The organism is Frigoribacterium sp. ME-P-080 (assembly GCF_030209595.1).
In the GTDB taxonomy this organism is placed as follows: domain Bacteria; phylum Actinomycetota; class Actinomycetes; order Actinomycetales; family Microbacteriaceae; genus Frigoribacterium.
Map to the genome: position 1 here is coordinate 80,307 of NZ_JARVRR010000009.1, position 17,008 is coordinate 97,314.

Annotated in this window: 19 protein-coding genes; 12 read left to right on the forward strand and 7 right to left on the reverse strand. The window is 71.3% G+C overall.

Translation table 11 applies throughout. From position 1 onward, the window contains the following. Window positions 1-46 precede the first annotated feature (46 nt). Genes QRN23_RS13460 through QRN23_RS13490 form a run of 7 tightly spaced genes read left to right on the forward strand, consistent with a single transcriptional unit; the run spans window position 47 to window position 7,937 of the window. Complete coding sequence (locus QRN23_RS13460) at window positions 47-187, forward strand: hypothetical protein (protein ID WP_156155567.1); 141 nt, start codon at window positions 47-49, stop codon at window positions 185-187. Next, on the forward strand, window positions 184-273 hold the full coding sequence (kdpF, locus tag QRN23_RS13465; protein ID WP_071257733.1) for a K(+)-transporting ATPase subunit F: 90 nt from the start codon (window positions 184-186) through the stop codon (window positions 271-273). The genes QRN23_RS13460 and kdpF overlap by 4 nt, the downstream gene beginning before the upstream one ends. Continuing rightward, window positions 273-1,946, forward strand: a complete 1,674-nt coding sequence (gene kdpA / locus QRN23_RS13470; protein ID WP_285063816.1) for a potassium-transporting ATPase subunit KdpA — start codon at window positions 273-275, stop codon at window positions 1,944-1,946. Before kdpF ends, kdpA begins: the two co-directional genes overlap by 1 nt. Before the next feature lie 2 nt (window positions 1,947-1,948). After that, complete coding sequence (kdpB, locus tag QRN23_RS13475) at window positions 1,949-4,108, forward strand: potassium-transporting ATPase subunit KdpB (protein WP_159825883.1); 2,160 nt, start codon at window positions 1,949-1,951, stop codon at window positions 4,106-4,108. 31 nt (window positions 4,109-4,139) lie between these two features. Beyond that, on the forward strand, window positions 4,140-4,745 hold the full coding sequence (kdpC, locus tag QRN23_RS13480; protein WP_137847194.1) for a potassium-transporting ATPase subunit KdpC: 606 nt from the start codon (window positions 4,140-4,142) through the stop codon (window positions 4,743-4,745). Between the two features lie 4 nt (window positions 4,746-4,749). Continuing rightward, window positions 4,750-7,251: a DUF4118 domain-containing protein gene (locus tag QRN23_RS13485; protein WP_137847195.1), complete on the forward strand. Its 2,502-nt coding sequence runs from the start codon at window positions 4,750-4,752 to the stop codon at window positions 7,249-7,251. Beyond that, entirely contained in the window at window positions 7,248-7,937 is a 690-nt protein-coding gene (locus QRN23_RS13490) for a response regulator transcription factor (RefSeq protein WP_056049824.1), read from the forward strand. Before QRN23_RS13485 ends, QRN23_RS13490 begins: the two co-directional genes overlap by 4 nt. Before the next feature lie 54 nt (window positions 7,938-7,991). On the opposite strand, the gene QRN23_RS13495 is transcribed toward QRN23_RS13490, so the two are convergent. The 5 genes from QRN23_RS13495 to QRN23_RS13515 form a co-directional block, all read right to left on the reverse strand. Next, entirely contained in the window at window positions 7,992-8,465 is a 474-nt protein-coding gene (locus QRN23_RS13495) for a hypothetical protein (protein ID WP_055976375.1), read from the reverse strand. Further along, the gene (locus QRN23_RS13500) at window positions 8,462-8,998 is read right to left on the reverse strand and encodes a DUF6611 family protein (protein WP_285063818.1); all 537 of its coding nucleotides are present in this window, start codon (window positions 8,996-8,998) and stop codon (window positions 8,462-8,464) included. Before QRN23_RS13500 ends, QRN23_RS13495 begins: the two co-directional genes overlap by 4 nt. Then, complete coding sequence (locus QRN23_RS13505; protein WP_055976379.1) at window positions 8,995-9,504, reverse strand: hypothetical protein; 510 nt, start codon at window positions 9,502-9,504, stop codon at window positions 8,995-8,997. The genes QRN23_RS13500 and QRN23_RS13505 overlap by 4 nt, the downstream gene beginning before the upstream one ends. Before the next feature lie 251 nt (window positions 9,505-9,755). Further along, window positions 9,756-10,184 carry a hypothetical protein gene (locus tag QRN23_RS13510; RefSeq protein ID WP_285063819.1) on the reverse strand — a complete coding sequence of 143 codons (429 nt, stop codon included), beginning with the start codon at window positions 10,182-10,184 and terminating at the stop codon, window positions 9,756-9,758. A 36-nt stretch (window positions 10,185-10,220) separates the two neighbouring features. Next, window positions 10,221-10,493: a hypothetical protein gene (locus QRN23_RS13515; protein ID WP_192124978.1), complete on the reverse strand. Its 273-nt coding sequence runs from the start codon at window positions 10,491-10,493 to the stop codon at window positions 10,221-10,223. Between the two features lie 179 nt (window positions 10,494-10,672). On the opposite strand from QRN23_RS13515, the gene QRN23_RS13520 reads away from it, so the two are divergent. Next, complete coding sequence (locus tag QRN23_RS13520) at window positions 10,673-11,497, forward strand: septum formation family protein (protein WP_285063820.1); 825 nt, start codon at window positions 10,673-10,675, stop codon at window positions 11,495-11,497. Here the strand turns inward: QRN23_RS13520 and QRN23_RS13525 are convergent. Next, window positions 11,494-12,294, reverse strand: a complete 801-nt coding sequence (locus tag QRN23_RS13525) for an SGNH/GDSL hydrolase family protein (protein ID WP_192124974.1) — start codon at window positions 12,292-12,294, stop codon at window positions 11,494-11,496. The two genes, QRN23_RS13520 and QRN23_RS13525, sit on opposite strands and share 4 nt — an antisense overlap. 343 nt (window positions 12,295-12,637) lie before the next feature. Here QRN23_RS13525 and QRN23_RS13530 point away from each other — a divergent pair, with 343 nt between their 5' ends. Both QRN23_RS13530 and QRN23_RS13535 read left to right on the forward strand, forming a co-directional pair. Beyond that, window positions 12,638-12,808, forward strand: coding sequence for a hypothetical protein (locus tag QRN23_RS13530; protein WP_157485568.1), 171 nt, complete (start codon window positions 12,638-12,640; stop codon window positions 12,806-12,808). Between the two features lie 205 nt (window positions 12,809-13,013). Continuing rightward, window positions 13,014-13,439 (forward strand): DUF4307 domain-containing protein, encoded by a 426-nt coding sequence (locus tag QRN23_RS13535; protein WP_056049814.1) that lies wholly within the window; start codon window positions 13,014-13,016, stop codon window positions 13,437-13,439. 85 nt (window positions 13,440-13,524) lie between these two features. Here QRN23_RS13535 and QRN23_RS13540 read toward each other — a convergent pair whose 3' ends face one another. Continuing rightward, window positions 13,525-14,235: an NADPH-dependent F420 reductase gene (locus tag QRN23_RS13540; RefSeq protein WP_255350810.1), complete on the reverse strand. Its 711-nt coding sequence runs from the start codon at window positions 14,233-14,235 to the stop codon at window positions 13,525-13,527. Window positions 14,236-14,376: 141 nt separating this feature from the next. Between QRN23_RS13540 and QRN23_RS13545 the strand changes: the two genes are divergently transcribed. Both QRN23_RS13545 and QRN23_RS13550 read left to right on the forward strand, forming a co-directional pair. Then, window positions 14,377-15,828 (forward strand): protein kinase domain-containing protein, encoded by a 1,452-nt coding sequence (locus QRN23_RS13545; protein ID WP_285063821.1) that lies wholly within the window; start codon window positions 14,377-14,379, stop codon window positions 15,826-15,828. 19 nt (window positions 15,829-15,847) lie between these two features. Then, window positions 15,848-17,008, forward strand: a complete 1,161-nt coding sequence (locus tag QRN23_RS13550) for a DNA adenine methylase (RefSeq protein WP_285063822.1) — start codon at window positions 15,848-15,850, stop codon at window positions 17,006-17,008.

Consider the following 17,008-nt stretch of genomic DNA (forward strand, 5'->3'; position numbering starts at 1 on the left):
TAAGGGCCCGCGATCGGCGCTGCGGCGAGGTGTCTACTGACTCGCTGTGCCCACGACGGGCACCGGGCCGTCCGGCCCGTCGATCGTCCTCCTTGGAGTCGTAGTGCTCGACATCGTGTACGTGCTCGCCGTCATCGCTGTGTTCGCAGTGGTGTCCCTCGTCGCGAAGGGGGTCGAGAAGCTGTGATCGTCTTCAGCATCGGAGCCGCCGTCCTCGCCGTGGCCGCCCTGGCGTACCTCGTGTACGCCCTCGTGAAGCCCGAGCGCTTCTGATGGACGCGCTGTTCGGCATCCTCCAGATCCTCACGGTCGTCGTCGTCCTCGTCGTCGTGTACCGCCCCTTGGGTGACTACATGGCGCGGATCTTCACGACGGCGAAGGACGCCCGCGTCGAGCGTGGCTTCTACCGCCTCATCGGCGTCGACTCCGCGGCGGAACAGACCTGGCCCGCCTACCTGCGCGGGGTCCTCAGCTTCTCCGTCGTCGGCGTGCTGTTCGTCTACGCGATCCAACGCCTCCAGGCGTTCCTGCCCTACTCGCTCGGCTTCCCCGCCGTCCCCGAGGGCCTGTCGTTCAACACCGCGGCCTCCTTCGTCACGAACACCAACTGGCAGTCGTACTCGCCCGACGTGACCCTCGGGTACGCGGTGCAGCTCGGCGGACTCGCCGTCCAGAACTTCGTCTCCGCGGCCGTCGGGATCGTGGTCGCCGTGGCCGTCATCCGCGGGCTCGCCCGCGCGAAGAGCGGCACGCTGGGCAACTTCTGGGTCGACCTGACCCGCACGCTCGTCCGCCTCCTCCTTCCCCTGGCCGTCGTCGCGGCCCTCGTGCTCGTCGCGGGAGGGGTCGTCCAGAACGTCGCCGGGTTCACCGACGTCACGACCCTCACCGGAGGGACCGCGACGATCCCCGGCGGGCCCGTCGCCTCGCAGGAGGCGATCAAGATGCTCGGCACCAACGGTGGCGGTTTCTTCAACGCCAACAGCTCCCACCCCTTCGAGAACCCCACGCCGTGGACGAGCCTGTTCGAGATCCTCATGATGCTCGTCATCCCGTTCTCCCTGCCGCGCACCTTCGGCCGCATGGTCGGCTCGACGAAGCAGGGCGTCGCGATCGCCGCCGTCATGACGACGATCTTCGCCGTCTCGCTGACCGCCATGACCTGGTTCGAGCTCCGCGGTGCCGGCACCGCCACCCAGCTCGCCGGAGGCGCGATGGAAGGCAAGGAGGCGCGGTTCGGCATCTGGGGATCGACCCTGTTCGGTTCCACCTCGACCCTGACGTCGACGGGTGCGGTGAACTCGATGCACGACTCGTACACCGCCCTCGGCGGCCTGATGCCGATGATCAACATGATGCTCGGCGAGATCGCCCCTGGCGGTGTGGGCTCGGGTCTCTACGGCATGCTCGTCCTCGCCGTGATCACGGTGTTCATCGCCGGCCTGCTCGTCGGCCGCACCCCGGAGTACCTCGGCAAGAAGATCGGGCCGCGCGAGATCAAGCTCGCCAGCCTCTACATCCTGGTCACGCCGACCATCGTGCTCGCCTTCACGGCGCTGAGCTTCGCGATCCCCGCGGTGCGTGCCGACGTCGAGGGCACGTCGATCTGGAACCCGGGCCTGCACGGCTTCAGCGAGGTGCTCTACGCCTTCACCTCCGCCGCGAACAACAACGGCTCCGCCTTCGCCGGCCTCACGGCGAACACGCCCTGGTTCAACACCACCCTCGGTGTCGCGATGCTGCTCGGCCGGTTCGTGCCGATCGTGCTCGTGCTCGCCCTCGCCGGTTCGTTCGCCGCCCAGGACAAGGTCCCCGCCACCGCCGGGACCCTCCCCACGCACCGCCCGCAGTTCGTGGGCCTGCTCACCGGCGTCTCGGTGATCATCACCGCGCTGACCTACTTCCCCGTCCTCGCACTGGGACCGCTCGCTGAAGGGCTGCAGTAACCATGTCCGTCGTCACCGACACACCCACCACCGACCACGACCACGAGGGCGAGCACGCCCCGACGAACCGAGGAGGCGCGTTCGGCGTCGCCCAGCTGGTCGCGGCCCTGCCCGGCGCGCTCCGCAAACTCGACCCGCGCGAGATGTGGCACAACCCCGTCATGTTCATCGTCGAGGTCGGTGCCGCCTACACGACGATCCTCGCGATCGCCGGCCTCTTCACCGGTCCCGAGACCTCGGGCGGCTCGCCCGTCCCCGGCTCGTTCACCTGGGCCATCGCGGTCTGGCTCTGGCTGACCGTCGTCTTCGCGAACCTCGCCGAGTCCGTCGCCGAGGGTCGCGGCAAGGCACAGGCCGAGACCCTCAAGGCGACCCGCACCAGCACCACCGCCCAGCGCGTGGTCTCGTACGACGCGACGTCCGACGCCGGTGCCGAGCGCGCCTCCTCGGAGTCGGTGTCCTCGGCCGACCTCACGCTCGGCGACACGGTCGTGGTGACCGCCGGCGAGCTGATCCCCGGCGACGGCGACATCGTCTGGGGCATCGCCAGCGTCGACGAGTCGGCCATCACGGGCGAGTCCGCCCCGGTGATCCGCGAGTCGGGCGGCGACCGCAGCGCGGTCACCGGCGGCACCCGCGTGCTGTCCGACCGGGTGGTCGTGCGCATCACGAGCAAGCCCGGCGAGACCTTCGTCGACCGCATGATCCGTCTCGTCGAGGGCGCCTCGCGCCAGAAGACCCCGAACGAGATCGCGCTGAACATCCTGCTCGCGAGCCTGTCGATCGTGTTCGTCGTCGTGACCCTGACGCTGAACCCCATCGCGGCCTACAGCGACGCGTCGGTGAGCATCCCCGTGCTCATCGCCCTGCTGGTCTGCCTCATCCCCACGACGATCGGGGCGCTGCTGAGCGCGATCGGCATCGCGGGCATGGATCGCCTGGTGCAGCGCAACGTGCTCGCCATGTCGGGCCGCGCGGTCGAGGCCGCCGGTGACGTCACCACGCTGCTGCTCGACAAGACCGGCACCATCACCTACGGCAACCGGCAGGCGGCCGAGTTCACGCCCCTCGACGGCATCGCCCGGGCCGAACTCGTCGACGCCGCCGCCCGGTCGTCGCTCAGCGACCCGACCCCCGAGGGCAAGTCGATCGTCGACCTCGCCCTGACGACGGGGTGGCACGACGCCGACGGTCAGCCGGGTGAGATCGTGCCCTTCACCGCCCAGACCCGCATGTCGGGTCTCGACCTGCCCGACGGCACGCAGATCCGCAAGGGTGCCGGCAACTCCGTCATCGCCTGGGTCGAGGAGGACCGTCGTCTCGCCAGCACCGAGCACGACGAACTGCAGACCCGCATCGACGAGATCTCGAACGCCGGAGGGACCCCCTTGGTCGTCGCGATCAAGACCACGGCCTCGGAGGCTCGCGTCCTCGGCGTCGTGTACCTCAAGGACGTCGTCAAGACCGGCCTGCGCGAACGCTTCGCCGAACTGCGCAGCATGGGCATCCGCACGGTCATGATCACCGGCGACAACCCCCTCACCGCCAAGGCGATCGCGGCCGAGGCCGGCGTCGACGACTACCTCGCCGAGGCCACCCCGGAGGACAAGCTCGCCCTCATCCGCCGGGAGCAAGAAGGAGGCGCGCTCGTCGCGATGACCGGCGACGGCACCAACGACGCCCCCGCGCTGGCCCAGGCCGACGTCGGCGTCGCGATGAACACGGGCACCTCGGCCGCGAAGGAGGCCGGCAACATGGTCGACCTCGACAGCGACCCGACCAAGCTGATCGACATCGTCCGCATCGGCAAGCAGCTGCTCATCACCCGCGGCGCCCTCACGACGTTCTCGATCGCCAACGACATCGCGAAGTACTTCGCGATCATCCCGGCCATGTTCGCCGGGGTGTTCCCCGGGCTCGGGCTGCTGAACGTCATGCAGCTGTCCTCGCCGGCCTCGGCGATCCTCTCGGCGATCGTCTTCAACGCCCTCGTGATCGTCGTGCTCATCCCGCTCGCCCTGCGGGGCGTGAAGTACCGGGCGGCGTCGGCGTCGTCGATCCTGTCGCGCAACCTCCTCGTCTACGGACTCGGCGGCGTCGTCGCCCCGTTCGTCGGCATCAAGATCATCGACCTGATCGTCAGCCTGCTCCCCGGCTTCTGAACCGACGCAGACGACGAACGAGAGAGAGACCATGAACACCCGCACCCTGCTCCGCCAGTACGGTGTCGCCCTCCGCGCGATGCTCGTCTTCACCGTCGTCCTCGGCGTGGCCTACACGGCCGTCGTCACCGGGGTCGGCCAGCTCGTCCTGGGCGGCAAGGCGGACGGTTCCGCCGTCCACGTCGACGGTGAGACCGTCGGCTCGTCACTCATCGGGCAGTCCTTCACCGACGCCGACGGTGTCGCCCTGCCCGAGTGGTTCCAGTCGCGGCCCTCGGCTGCCGGTGACGGCTACGACGCCTCCGCCTCGAGCGGCAGCAACTACGGGCCCGAGAACGAGGACCTCATCGCGGCCGTCGAGGAGCGGCGGGCGGCGATCGCCGAGAGCGACGGAGTCGCCCCGGAGGACGTCCCCGTCGACGCGCTCACCGCCTCCGCGTCCGGGCTCGACCCGCACATCAGCCCCGAGTACGCGCGCATCCAGGTCGAGCGGGTCGCCGCGGCACGTGACCTGCCGGTCGCGGACGTCGAGGCGCTCGTGGAGGAGCACACCCAGGGCCGCGACCTCGGCTACCTGGGCGAGCCCACCGTGAACGTGCTCGAGCTCAACGCGGCCCTGGCCGAGACGGGACGCTGAGACCGTGAAGCGGGGGCGGCTCCGGGTGCTGCTCGGCGCCGCCCCCGGCGTCGGCAAGACCTACACCATGCTCGAAGAGGGGACCCGGCTCGCCCGAGAGGGCAAGGACGTCGTCGTCGCCGTCGTCGAGACCCACGGCCGCGAGGCCACGGCGTCCATGCTCGGCGATCTCGAGGTCGTCCCGCGGACGACGACCCTGCACCGCGGCATCGAGCTGACGGAGATGGACGTCGACGCGGTCCTCGCCCGGAGACCCGACCTCGCCCTCGTCGACGAGCTCGCCCACACCAACGCTCCGGGCTCGGCCCGGCAGAAGCGGTGGCAGGACGTCCAGGTCCTCCTCGACGCGGGCATCGACGTCATCTCGACCGTCAACGTCCAGCACATCGAGTCACTCAACGACGTGGTGGAGAAGATCACCGGGGCCGCCCAGCGCGAGACCGTCCCCGACAGCATGCTCCGGAGCGCCGATCAGATCGAGGTCGTCGACCTCGCCCCCCAGGCGCTCCGCGACCGTCTCGCCGAGGGGAACGTCTACCCGGCGGCCCGCATCGACGCCGCGCTGTCGAACTACTTCCGCCTCGGCAACCTGACGGCGTTGCGGGAGCTGGCTCTGCTGTGGCTGGCCGACGAGGTCGACAGCGCCCTGAAGGCCTACCGGGTCGAGAACGGGATCGACAGCAAGTGGGAGGCGCGGGAGCGGGTCGTGGTCGCCCTCACCGGCGGGCCGGAGGGCGAGACCCTCATCCGTCGTGGCGCCCGCATCGCCGCCCGGTCGTCCGGGGGCGAGCTCGTCACCGTGCACGTCATCGCCCAGGACGGCCTCCGCGATGCGCACCCGGGTGCTCTCTCGGCGCAGCGCGCCCTGACGGAGAAACTCGGCGGCACCCATCACCAGGTCGTCGGTGGTGACGTCCCCGTCGCCCTGGTCCAGTTCGCGAAGGCGATGAACGCCTCCCAACTCGTCATCGGCGTCAGCCGCCGGAGCCGCGTCGCCGCAGCCCTGACGGGCCCGGGGATCGGCGCCACCGTCATCCGCGAATCGGGTGACATCGACGTGCACATCGTGACCCACTCCGCCGCCGGCGGCCGGTTCACCCTCCCCCGGGCAGGAGGCGCGCTGACGCTGCGGCGTCGCCTCCTGGGGGGCGGTCTCGCCGTGGTGCTCGGCCCGATCGTGACCTGGCTGCTCGTGATGTTCCGCAGCGACGAATCGCTCACGAGCGACGTGCTCGTCTACCAGCTGCTCGTCGTGGTCGTCGCGCTCGTCGGCGGGATCTGGCCGGCCCTCTTCGCGGCGGTGCTCTCGGGAGTGACGCTGGACTTCTTCTTCGTCGAGCCCTACGACAGCATCACCGTCGGCCGGCCGCTGCACCTCCTGACCCTCGTCCTCTACGTCGTCATCGCCCTGCTCGTCAGCTACGTGGTCGACCAGGCTGCCCGTCGATCCCGGGCGGCGGCGCGTGCCGTCGCCGAGTCCGAACTGCTCGCGGCCGTCGCCGGGGGCGTCATCCGCGGCCAGGACGCGCTCCACGCGCTCCTGTCCCGCACCCAGGACGCCTTCCGCCTGCGGACGGTCTCCGTCATCGACGTCGACGGTGACGTCGTCGACTCCCTCGGCGCACCCCGGGCCGGCGACGAGACGACGATCGTCCCCGTCGGCACCCGTGCGCGCCTCGAGATGACCGGACCGCCGATGGCGGCGTCCGAGAGACGCCTCCTCGCGGTCATCGCGGCCCAGGTCGAGACGGCCCTGGAACACAAGGCCCTGTCGGCGACCGCCGACTCCGCGGGGCCGCTGGCGCAGGTGGACCAGGTCCGCACGGCACTGCTCGCCGCCGTCGGACACGACCTGCGGCGGCCGCTCGCCTCGGCCACGGCGGCCGTGACGGGCCTGCAACAAGACGACGTCGTCTGGGCGGACCGCGACCGCGACGAACTCCTCACCACGGCCCACGAGAGCCTCGACGCGCTGTCGGCCCTCGTCACGAACCTCCTGGACGTCAGCCGCGTCCAGGCGGGAGCCCTCGCGGTGTCACGCCAACCCGTCGACGTCGACGACGTCCTCTTCGCGTCCGTGGACGAACTCCAGGTCGACCCCGGACGCATCGAGCTCCGGATCGGCGAGGACGTTCCCCAGGCCGACGCCGACCCGGTCCTCCTCCAGCGCGTCCTGGTGAACCTGCTCGACAACGCCCTCAAGTACGCCCCCGGGGGGACACCGGTGCGTCTCTCCAGCAGCAGCTTCGGGGACGCCGTGGAGATCCGCGTCGCCGATCAGGGGCCGGGGATCAGTCCCGAACGCCTGGACCTGGTGTTCGTTCCCTTCCAGCGCCTCGGCGACACCGACAACACCGCCGGCCTCGGGCTGGGACTCGCCATCTCCAAGGGCTTCACCGAGGGCATGGGGGGCACCCTCCGAGCCGAGGAGACCCCGGGAGGCGGGCTCAGCATGGTCGTCTCCCTTCCTGTGGCTCATCAGACGACCGGGACGGACCACGCATGAAGATCCTCATCGCCGACGACGATCCGCAGCTCGTCCGGGCCCTCACCCTGACCCTCGGGGCGGTCGGCTACGACATCGCCACCGCCGCCGACGGAGCCGAGGCGCTCCGCGCCGTCGTCGAAGAACATCCCGACGTCGTCATGGTCGACCTCGGCATGCCGCACGTCGACGGGCTCGGCGTCATCGAAGGCCTCCGCGGGTGGAGCAACATCCCGGTCCTCGTCGTCTCGGGCCGAGCCGGCGCCGCGGACAAGGTCGAGGCGCTCGATGCCGGCGCAGACGACTACATCACCAAGCCGTTCGCCATGGACGAGCTGTTGGCCCGCCTCCGGGCGCTGACGCGACGGACGACTCCGACCCCCGATCAACCGTCCGAGACGTTCGGGGGCATCCGGATCGACTTCGTCGCCAAGAGCGTCGTCCGCGAACCGGACGAGGCGATCCGCCTGACTCCCACCGAATGGCGCATCCTCGAGATCCTGGTCAGGAACCCGGGGCGTCTCGTCACACGGGAGGACATCCTCACCCGGATCTGGGGTCCGGCACACACCACTGACGGCGGGTACCTGCGGCTGTACGTCTCCCAACTCCGGAAGAAGCTCGAAGCGGTCCCGGCTCAACCTCGCTACCTCCAGACGGTGCAGGGCATGGGCTACCGCTTCGTGCCCGACGAGCCGAGCAGCTGACCTCGGATGCCACGCGCCTCCTGCCCCCGTCGTCAGGGAAGTACACGATGGCGGTCAGAGGACGGGTGCGCTGAGGGACTCCCTGAGACGTCCGACCCGAACGGGGACGTGGTGATCGAGGACGACGCCCGTCGCCTGGAGGGGGCGGTGCCGCACGAGGTCGAGCACGTCCGGTTCCGACAGGGCGTCGGCTCGAGAGGCCGGCAAGAGCAGCGCGTTGGTCGAGACGTCCATGCCGTGGGTGTTCGCCGCCACGGCCCGCGTGCGCGACAAGACGCCGCGAAGGGTCGAGAAGTGAGACCCCGAGACGCGTCCGGAGGCGCGGATGCGTTCCAGGAGGAGGATCTGGCTCACCGGTCGGAGGTGCCGCAGCTGCGTCTCCAACACGTCGGTCAAGAACCGGCCCGCGTCCCGGGAGTCGCGTCGCGATGCGGCCGAGAAATCGTCGACCTCCAGGGCGAGGGCATCGAACTGCGGCCCCGTTCCGTAGAAACGAGTGGCGACGGGGACCGACGTCTTCGACGTCATGTCCGGTTCGAATCCGCCGGCAACGCGGTGTAGACCTCGTTCCAGCGCGCGAGGTACCGCTCGAGCGAGAGGTGGCCTGACGCGAATTCCCGCTCGAGGGCGACGAGCCGCGCAGCCGTCGCGCGGACGCAGGCGGCGTCACCGAGCACGACCAGACCGCCCGGGGTGCACGTCGAGGACGCCGTCAGCTCTCGCACCGTGGCCCGGAGCCGTGTCGTCATGACGTCGAGGCACAGGAACCCGAGACCGTAGAGGGCCAGAGCGATCGAGGCCGCCACCGGAGCCGGGACCCGGGATGCCAGGACGAGGAGCGACACGGCCGAGCAGATCGCCCCGGCGACGGGCCAGATCTGCCGGAGATGGAGGAGCCTCCTCTCGCGGAGGCTCGTTCCCGGTCGCAACACCCGGAGGGTGATCTGCTGCACGACCGTCGACCGAGCCGGAGCCTGGTCCAGCGTGCCCCACGAATGAGCACCGTCCACGACGTCGTGCACGGCGTGACGCATCGTCGGGAGGGCGCCAGGGGTCGTCATCGTCGGCTCTGGTGCCGGCGCAGACGCCCGACCGTGATGTCGCCCGGGCACGGGACCGCCAGGAGGTCGCCGATGCGAAGGTCTCCGGGCAGGTCGGCCACGGCGAGATCGGGCCCCTCGTCCTGCAGGCCGATCACCATGGCCACGTCGTGGGCCGTCGAGATCCGCCCGATCAGACGCAGCTCCCCGATGGCGACGGGCACCGCACCCAGTCGGGCGTCCACCTGGACGACGATCGCACCGGAGCTGTGGCGACAGACGTTGCTGACGGTGACGACGATCGCCGTGGCGTCGTCGACGGTCGACACCCGGCCACCGGAGCGGGGCACGAGGGCAGCGCCCGTGTGGACGCACGGCGTCTCGCAGATGCTCGCCAGGCGGACGAGGGACACCCCGCCGATGACGACGTCGTCCAGGGTCGGACGAGTCCGTTCCGGCCAGGCGTCGGGGACGAACGGGTCGGCGATCACCCGTCGCATCGAGGGAAGGATGTCCGTGAGGGTCATGAACGGACCTGACGCGCGACACGGCGGTCGCAGGTCGTGTCAGGGGTGGCCGGCGATGAGTGCATGAGACAGTCCTAAGCGGCCCAGCCGCGCGAGACGGAGTCCCTTGCGACATCTGAACGCCGTGGCCCCACATCCTGACGCAACCCGTGCGCGAGGACCTCGTCACCCTTCGACGCGGGCCGCCATCCGGGCCGCCCAGGGAGTCTCCGACCGGGCCCCGGCCGCGGTCTGCCGGGGGGCCCCGACCGTCAGTCGGTCGACGGCAACCGGAGCGCCGCGGTGTAGTCGGTCCCGTGCCTCGGGTGGGAGGCGAAGCGGCGCAGGTCCGAGTGATCACCACGGCAGATGGCCGCCGCCATGCGATGGGCGCGGGCGGCGTTGCGGACGGGAGAGTACTGGTCCGCATCCGGTTGCACGGCGTTGAGATCGGCAGCGAGGCGATCGTGGTGCGAGGCCGCGACCTCGAGGTCCCCGCCGCTGTCCCGCGTGATGGTCGCCGCCAATCGCAGCTGCGACTCGAGGGTCTGCACTCCGACGTCGGTGGGCTCGTTCGTCCTCAGGACGCGGACCAGCTCGCCGAGGGCGAGCGTCCGGGCCCAGGCGGTGAGGCGAGACGACTCGCTCACCGGTGACCTGGCCATGTAGCGCTCGATGCGTTCGAGCAGGGGGTCCGTCATGACGTCATCCTCGCAGCCGCCCGTCGTCGTCCCGGGTCAGTCGTAGACGCGCCCCAGCACCCAGCCGCCGTCGGTGCCGAGGACGACCTCGAACATGTGGGTGGTGCCGTCGTCGTCGGTGGCCTGGAAGCGCCAGCCGACGAAGCGACGGGGCGGGTGCGTGATGAAGGGGGGCGTGACGGCCGGTTCGACCCGCAGCTCGGTCGGGGTGTCGCTCACCCGCCACCGTCGGCAGGACCAGACCAGCCGCGCCGGCAGGTCGCGCTCGAACCACAACGCGACGGGCTCGTGGGTGGTCTGGGTGCTCATGTCGTCCTCCTGCACGTTCGAACGTGTGTTCGAACGGATCGAGTGTAGGTCAGGCCGGGAGGGCAGGCAACCAGATCACGATCGTCTTCCCGGACAGGGGGTCGAGCGCGGTGCCCGGGGCTGGATATGATCCGGCGTGACCCGGTGATCCGACCGCCCGGTCCACGAAGGGGACGACCGTGAGCACACCGATCGAGCCGGGCGCACCCGAGCAGCGACCGCAGGGATGGCAGCAGCCCGAGCAGCCGCAGCAGCAGCCGCAGGGGTGGCCCCCGCCCGGGTCCGAGTCGCCCGGGTGGCCGCAGCAGCAGCCGCAGCCCCAGCAGCAGCCGCAGCCGCAGGCCCAGGCCCCCTGGCAGCCGTGGCCGACGCAGGACCCCTACGCCGCGCCTCCTGCGTTCCTCCCCGCCCTGCCGTCGCAGCCGTCGAGGACCCCCTGGGTCCTCGCGATCGTCGGTGCCGCGGTCGTCGCCCTGATCGTCGGCGGCGGTGCCGGCCTGCTCGGCGGGATGTCGCTCGCCGGCGGGTCGGCCGGCTACGGCTACGACGACGGTTCGTCGTACGCCGACGAGGACCCCACCACGTACTTCGGCTCGGACGCGGTCTACGGCGACTACCTCTACCCCCTCGACTTCTCGGGCGTGACCAGCGTCGACGGGCTCGACGTCGGCACCTGCTTCACCGTCGGCGACCTCGGTCGCGAGGGCACCGGCGACGTCGAGACCGCCTCGTGCGACGAGGCCCACGACGAAGAGGCCTACCTGGTGGACGAGCTGGACGGCGGGGCGTTCCCTGGCGGCTACGAGGTCCTGGACGAGGCGGCCGACCTCTGCGACGCGGCCTTCAGCGACTACGTCGGGGCCTCGTACGACGAGTCCCTCGCCGACTACGGCGTGCTCGCCCCCACCGAGAAGGGCTGGGACGACGGCGAGCGCTCGGTCGTCTGCTACGCGTACACCTACGGCACGACCCGCGTCGGCAGCCTGGCGGACTCGGGCGTCTAGGCCGGGACTCCCGGCCCGGGGTCGCTCTCGTGGCGCGCCTCGGCGGCGGTGACGCCCCCGAGCGACCTCACCACGGCCGGCGCGATCGCCTGCCCCCAGCGCCGGTGCATGGTGGCCCACGACAACAGCTCCTGGTGGTACAGCCCCTCGGACCGCCACTCGGGGAACGGCACCCACGATGCGCCGGGCGTGGTCAGGGCGACCCGGGCCGTCAGCGCGTTCAGCCGTTCGATCTGACGGGTCAGCAGTCGCTTGGCCACCGGGGGGATCGGCCGGAACTCGGCCATCGGCGGGATGCCGACGTAGACCATGCGGCAGTCGGGGCCGGCCGTCTCGCGCACCCGGTCGGCGAGACGGCGGAGGTCGGCCTCCCAGGAGGCGCCCCCGGTCGCCAGCAGGACGTCACAGATGCCGAGCAGCACCACCGCCGCCTCCGCGGGCTCGGCCGGCAGCTCGACGCGGGCGGCCTCGGCGGCGGTGAGCACGGGTGCCGAGACCTCGCGCCAGGTGACGCCGCGGCCCCGGGCCGAGCCGACGAGGCGGGCGGTCTGGCTGGCGCAGGTCAGGTCGTGCGCGAGCACGCCGAAGCCCTCGACGGCGATGCTGCCGACGAAGAGCAGGTGCACGGGGTCCGGGCCGTCGACGGTCATGTGGCGGGCGTCGCGGGGGTAGGGCGCCCGCGCCACCTCGCGCCGGTACAGCGCGAGGTGCAGGCGGAAGAGGGGTTGGGAGGCGCGCAGGACGGCCGCGATCAGGCGGCCGTGCGGGCGGGGGGTCGGGGTCTCGACCAGGGGCATGTGCGTTCGCAATCCGTGCAGTGCAGGAGGCGCGGCCTCCGGCGGTCTCGTCCCGAGACCGAGGTCAGTCTGCCGGTCCCCCGAAATGAGGACATTCCCCTTTCGGGGGTGGGTGGCGCAGAAGGCCGGGGAATCAGGCCTCGGAGCCGGCTTGGTCGACGACGGAGAGGGGGCGCTGTCCGCAATGCGAACAGCCCGGTCGAGTAGTTAGAGGGACTAGCTATCCCGTGGTTTCATTCCCATGCACCGACTTCACGGGCGGTGCGGGACGCGACCGGGTCGCGCCCCCTCCGGCAACAGCATCACGGGCAGGCAGCACAGGGCTGCCGAGATCGGACACACCATGACACTCCTCACGCCGTCGCGTCGCCGCATCGACGCGGACCAGAGCCCCTTCTCCGAGGTCCGCGAGACCGAACGCCAGGCGACCCTCTTCGTCATCGCCACGGCGGCCGTCGGCGCCAGCGCGAGCCTCGTCGCCGCGCTCTTCCTCAGCAACGGGCTCTTCCTGTGAACGACGACCTGGTCTACGTCGAACTGGCCCCCACCGAGCCCCTCGACCTGTCGATGCTCTTCGCGGCCGAAGCGGCCTGACCCCTCGAGGCGGGTTGACCCGACGAGGCGGCCCGAGCCGTCCAGGCGGCCCGCCTCGGCCGGCCGGCCACCGCGGGACGTGACGTCCATGCGGTTCCGAGCCGGCGCCTCCTACCCTTGACGCCATGCAGACCCTCGACCCGGCGCGCGCCGATCCGGCCTCACGGCTCGACAGTCGGTACGGCCGGCGGCCGGGCCGGACTCGTCGATCGCGACTGATCGCCCTCGTCGCGGGTGCCGTCGTGGCCGTCGTGGTGGCGGCCTGGGTCGTGCTCGTCGCGTTCGACGGCGACTCGGCCGAGCTCGAGGTGAGCCACTACGGCTTCACCGTCGCGGGCGACGACGCCGTCCAGGTGCAGTACACGATCAACGTCGCGGGCGGCACGGACGTCGGCTGTGCGGTGCAGGCGCTGAACGAGAACCGCGCGGTGGTCGGGTGGAAGGTCGTCGACCTCCCCGCGGTCGACACGTTCACGCAGACCTACACGACCTCGCTCGTGACCAGCGAGCGCGCGGTGACCGGTTCGGCCTACCGCTGCTGGGTGCTCTGACCGGCACCTCCACGAACGACGCGACCCGCGCCTCCTGCAGGAGGCGCGGGTCGCGTTCGTCGGGCGGCGTCACCGCCCGGCCGGGTCAGGAGGCCTGCGGCACCCGGTTCGCCTTCGCCAGGTTGGCGACGAGCTCGTCCTTCGTCTGACGGACGACGTAGGCCGGGCGGTCGCGCTCCACGCGCCAGCTCTCGGACAACGGGCTGACGTCGACGGTGTCGAAGCCGAGCTCGTCGTAGAGGTCGGTCATCAGGGCGACGGCCTCGGGGGAGTCGCTCGACGTGGCCAGCGCGCGGCGGTCGGGGGTGCCGGCCGGGGCGGTGTCGGTCGTGATGTCGTCGGCCGGGATGTGGTTGAAGCCCTTGACGACCGTGCTGGTGGGCAGGTGGCGCTGCAGCATCTCGGCGGTCGTGTCGGTGCCCTCGTCGAGCGCGGTGATGTGGCCGTCGCGCTCGAAGTAGTAGTTGTTCGTGTCGATCACGGTCTTGCCCGCGAGCGGCTCGACGGGCACCTGGTCGACGTTCTTGAGGGGGACGGTGACGACGACGACGTCGCCCGCTTCGCCGGCCTCGGTCGCCGTGGCGGCCCGGGCCTTGGGGCCGAGGTCGGCCACGAGGTCGGCCAGGGTCTCGGGGCCGCGCGAGTTGCTGATCACGACGTCGTGGCCGTGGGCGATGACCGCCCGGGCGACCTGGCTGCCGATGTTGCCTGCTCCGATGATTCCGTAGGTTGTCATGCGCAACGCAACCGATGGCCCGCCCGATGCCTTCCCGACGACGACGTTCTCCCAGGGCATCGCAAGGTCCGGCCGGCTCGCGCCGGGGTCCCCGGGCGATGGGCGTGACCTCGTCGTGATGTGATCGTCACCCGCCGGACCGTCCCGAGATCGCCCCGCATGCGACAGGATGGACCACACACCAGTCACGAGGGGGAGGCGATGGCCGCGCCACAGCAGGACGACGCGCTCGATCGCGTCCTCGCCGAGCGCTACCGCCTGCAGTCCGTCGTGGGCCGGGGTGGCATGGCGACCGTCTACAAGGCCGTCGACGAGAGCCTCAACCGCACCGTCGCGATCAAGGTCTTCCACAGTGCGATGGTCGACCCGGCCCGACAGGAAGCCGAGCTCGGCGTGCTGTCGAGCCTCGAGCACCACGGCCTCGTCGGTCTCTTCGACGCGGGGGTCGAGCAGGGGCCGAACGGTCCCCAGCGATTCCTCGTGATGCCGCTGATCGCCGGGCTCAACCTCGAAGACCGTCTGCGGCACGGAGCGCTCGCCGCGCGGCACATCGCCGAGATCGGCTACGACATGGCCGAGGCGCTCGACTACATCCACGGCCACGCGGTGGTGCACCGCGACATCAAGCCGTCGAACATCCTGCTCGTCGACTACGGCGACCACGAGGCGGCCCGCGCCCGGGCCAAGCTCGCCGACTTCGGCATCGCCCTCACCGAGGACGTCGAACGGCTCACCGCCGAGGGCGTCACCACCGGCACCGCGGCGTACCTCAGCCCCGAGCAGGCCGTGGGCGGCCAGGTCGGCCCCCCGAGCGACGTCTACAGCCTCGGCCTCGTGTTGCTGCAGTGCTTCACGCGTCGACGCGAGTTCCCGGGGTCGCTCGTCGAGTCGGCCGTGGCCCGGCTGTCGCGCGACCCGGTGCTGCCCGACCCGCTGCCCGAGCACTGGCGTCACGCCTTGCGGGCGATGACCCGCCGGGACCCCGCCGAGCGGCCGACGCGGGCCGAGCTCGTCGCGATGATGCGCGACGTGGTCATCACCGAGACGACCGAGCACCGCGACGCCGTGGGCGACCTGTCGACCGGCGACGGCTCGATGCGCGGGGGCGACACCGAGCCCTTCGACCACAGCGAGGTGCTCGACACCCTGCCCAACGAGGCGCTCGACCGCGTCACCGCCATGGCGGCCCGCCTGTTCTCGGCGCCCATCGCCCTGGCGACCGTCATCGACGACGACCGCACGTGGTTCACGACCCACTACGACCCCGCCGTGGGCGACATCGCCCGGCACATCGACCTCTCGCTCGGGGCCGTCCACTCGTCCGAGCCGCTGGTCATCGAGGACGCCGCGACCGACCGTCGCGTGGCGTCGAGCCCGCTGGTCACCGGTCCGCTCGGCATGCGGTTCTACGTCAGCGTGCCCCTCACCCGGCGCGACGGCCACACGATCGGCACCCTCTCGGTGATCGGGCGCGAGCCGGGCACGGCCAGTGACGAGCAGGTCGCCAACCTCGCCGACCTCGCGGCGCTCGTCGTCGCCCAGCTCGAGCTGCGACAAGAGAGCCTGCGCATCGCCGGCACGACCACCGGCAGCGTCCCGCACGCCGAGCGCGTCGACCTCGACTCCCGCACCCGGAGCCCGTCCGACCGCTGACGTGCGGCAGACTTGCCCGGTGACCGTCGAGCTCGTGCCCTCCGCCGCGAGCCGGCCCACCGTGAGGCAGTCCTCCGCGACCGGGGCCGCCACGGCGACCGGGGCCGCCCCCGTGCCCGCCCGCGTCGCCGCCTTCCCCCGCCTGCGCTACATGGGCTCGAAGTACGCGCTGCTGCCCGTGCTGCACGACGTCTTCTCGAGCGTCGCGCCCGTGCCGGCCCGCGACCCCGAAGGCGAAGGAGGCGCGGTTCGGCCCTCGACCGCGATCGACGCCTTCAGCGGGTCGGGCGTCGTCTCGTACCTCATGAAGGCGGAGGGTCGCCAGGTCGTGAGCAACGACTTCCTGGCCTTCCCCGCGGTCATCGCCCGCGCCTCCGTCGTCAACGGGTCGACGACGCTGTCGGACGACCTCGTCGACGAGATCTGCGGCCCGCCCGCCGACGACCGCGACGTCGTGCGCCGCACCTTCGACGGCGTGTTCTTCTCGGCCGACGACCGCGCGTTCCTCGACTCGGCCTGGTCGCACGTCGACCGGCTCGACGGCGCCGAGCGCGATCTGGCGATCGCCGGCCTCGTGCTCGCCGCGGCGCGCAAGCAGCCCCGGGGCGTCTTCACCTTCACGGGCGCGCGGTACGACGACGGGCGCCGCGACCTGCGGATGACCATGGCCGAGCAGTTCCGGGCGGCCGTCCGGGCCTACGGCGCGACCGTGTTCGACGACGGCCTCGCGCACGAGGCCGTCGAGGGCGACGTGGCCGACCTGAGGCGACCGCCCGCCGACCTGGTGTACCTCGATCCGCCCTACGCGCCTCCTCGGGACGACGCGGACTACATGAAGCGGTACCACTTCCTGCAGGGACTGGCCGTGTACTGGCGGGGGCAGACGGTCATGACCGAGACCAAGACGAAGAAGATCGTCAAGCTGTTCACGCCGTTCGCCTACCCGCGGACGGTCGACGACGCCCTCGTGCGCACCTTCGAGCAGTTCGCCGACGCCGGGGCGCTCGTGCTCTCGTACTCGTCGAACGCCGTGCCGAGCCGCGAGCGCATCGAGCAGCTGATGCGCACGATCAAGCCGCACGTGGAGGTGCGCGTGGTCGACCACACCTACAGCTTCGGCACGCACCGCACGGCGACCCGCACGGCGGCCACCGAGTACGTCTTCGTCGGGAGGGACTGA

Bases quoted from the DNA above. Each gene is read 5' to 3' on its own strand.
- QRN23_RS13510 (WP_285063819.1), bottom strand. From the start codon at position 10,184: ATGACGGACCCCCTGCTCGAACGCATCGAGCGCTACATGGCCAGGTCA.
- QRN23_RS13515 (WP_192124978.1), bottom strand. From the start codon at position 10,493: ATGAGCACCCAGACCACCCACGAGCCCGTCGCGTTGTGGTTCGAGCGC.
- QRN23_RS13545 (WP_285063821.1), top strand. From the start codon at position 14,377: ATGGCCGCGCCACAGCAGGACGACGCGCTCGATCGCGTCCTCGCCGAG.
- QRN23_RS13530 (WP_157485568.1), top strand. From the start codon at position 12,638: ATGACACTCCTCACGCCGTCGCGTCGCCGCATCGACGCGGACCAGAGC.
- QRN23_RS13535 (WP_056049814.1), top strand. From the start codon at position 13,014: ATGCAGACCCTCGACCCGGCGCGCGCCGATCCGGCCTCACGGCTCGAC.
- QRN23_RS13495 (WP_055976375.1), bottom strand. From the start codon at position 8,465: ATGACGTCGAAGACGTCGGTCCCCGTCGCCACTCGTTTCTACGGAACG.
- kdpA (WP_285063816.1), top strand. From the start codon at position 273: ATGGACGCGCTGTTCGGCATCCTCCAGATCCTCACGGTCGTCGTCGTC.
- QRN23_RS13505 (WP_055976379.1), bottom strand. From the start codon at position 9,504: ATGACCCTCACGGACATCCTTCCCTCGATGCGACGGGTGATCGCCGAC.
- kdpC (WP_137847194.1), top strand. From the start codon at position 4,140: ATGAACACCCGCACCCTGCTCCGCCAGTACGGTGTCGCCCTCCGCGCG.
- QRN23_RS13525 (WP_192124974.1), bottom strand. From the start codon at position 12,294: ATGCCCCTGGTCGAGACCCCGACCCCCCGCCCGCACGGCCGCCTGATC.
- kdpB (WP_159825883.1), top strand. From the start codon at position 1,949: ATGTCCGTCGTCACCGACACACCCACCACCGACCACGACCACGAGGGC.
- QRN23_RS13500 (WP_285063818.1), bottom strand. From the start codon at position 8,998: ATGACGACCCCTGGCGCCCTCCCGACGATGCGTCACGCCGTGCACGAC.
- QRN23_RS13490 (WP_056049824.1), top strand. From the start codon at position 7,248: ATGAAGATCCTCATCGCCGACGACGATCCGCAGCTCGTCCGGGCCCTC.
- QRN23_RS13540 (WP_255350810.1), bottom strand. From the start codon at position 14,235: ATGCCCTGGGAGAACGTCGTCGTCGGGAAGGCATCGGGCGGGCCATCG.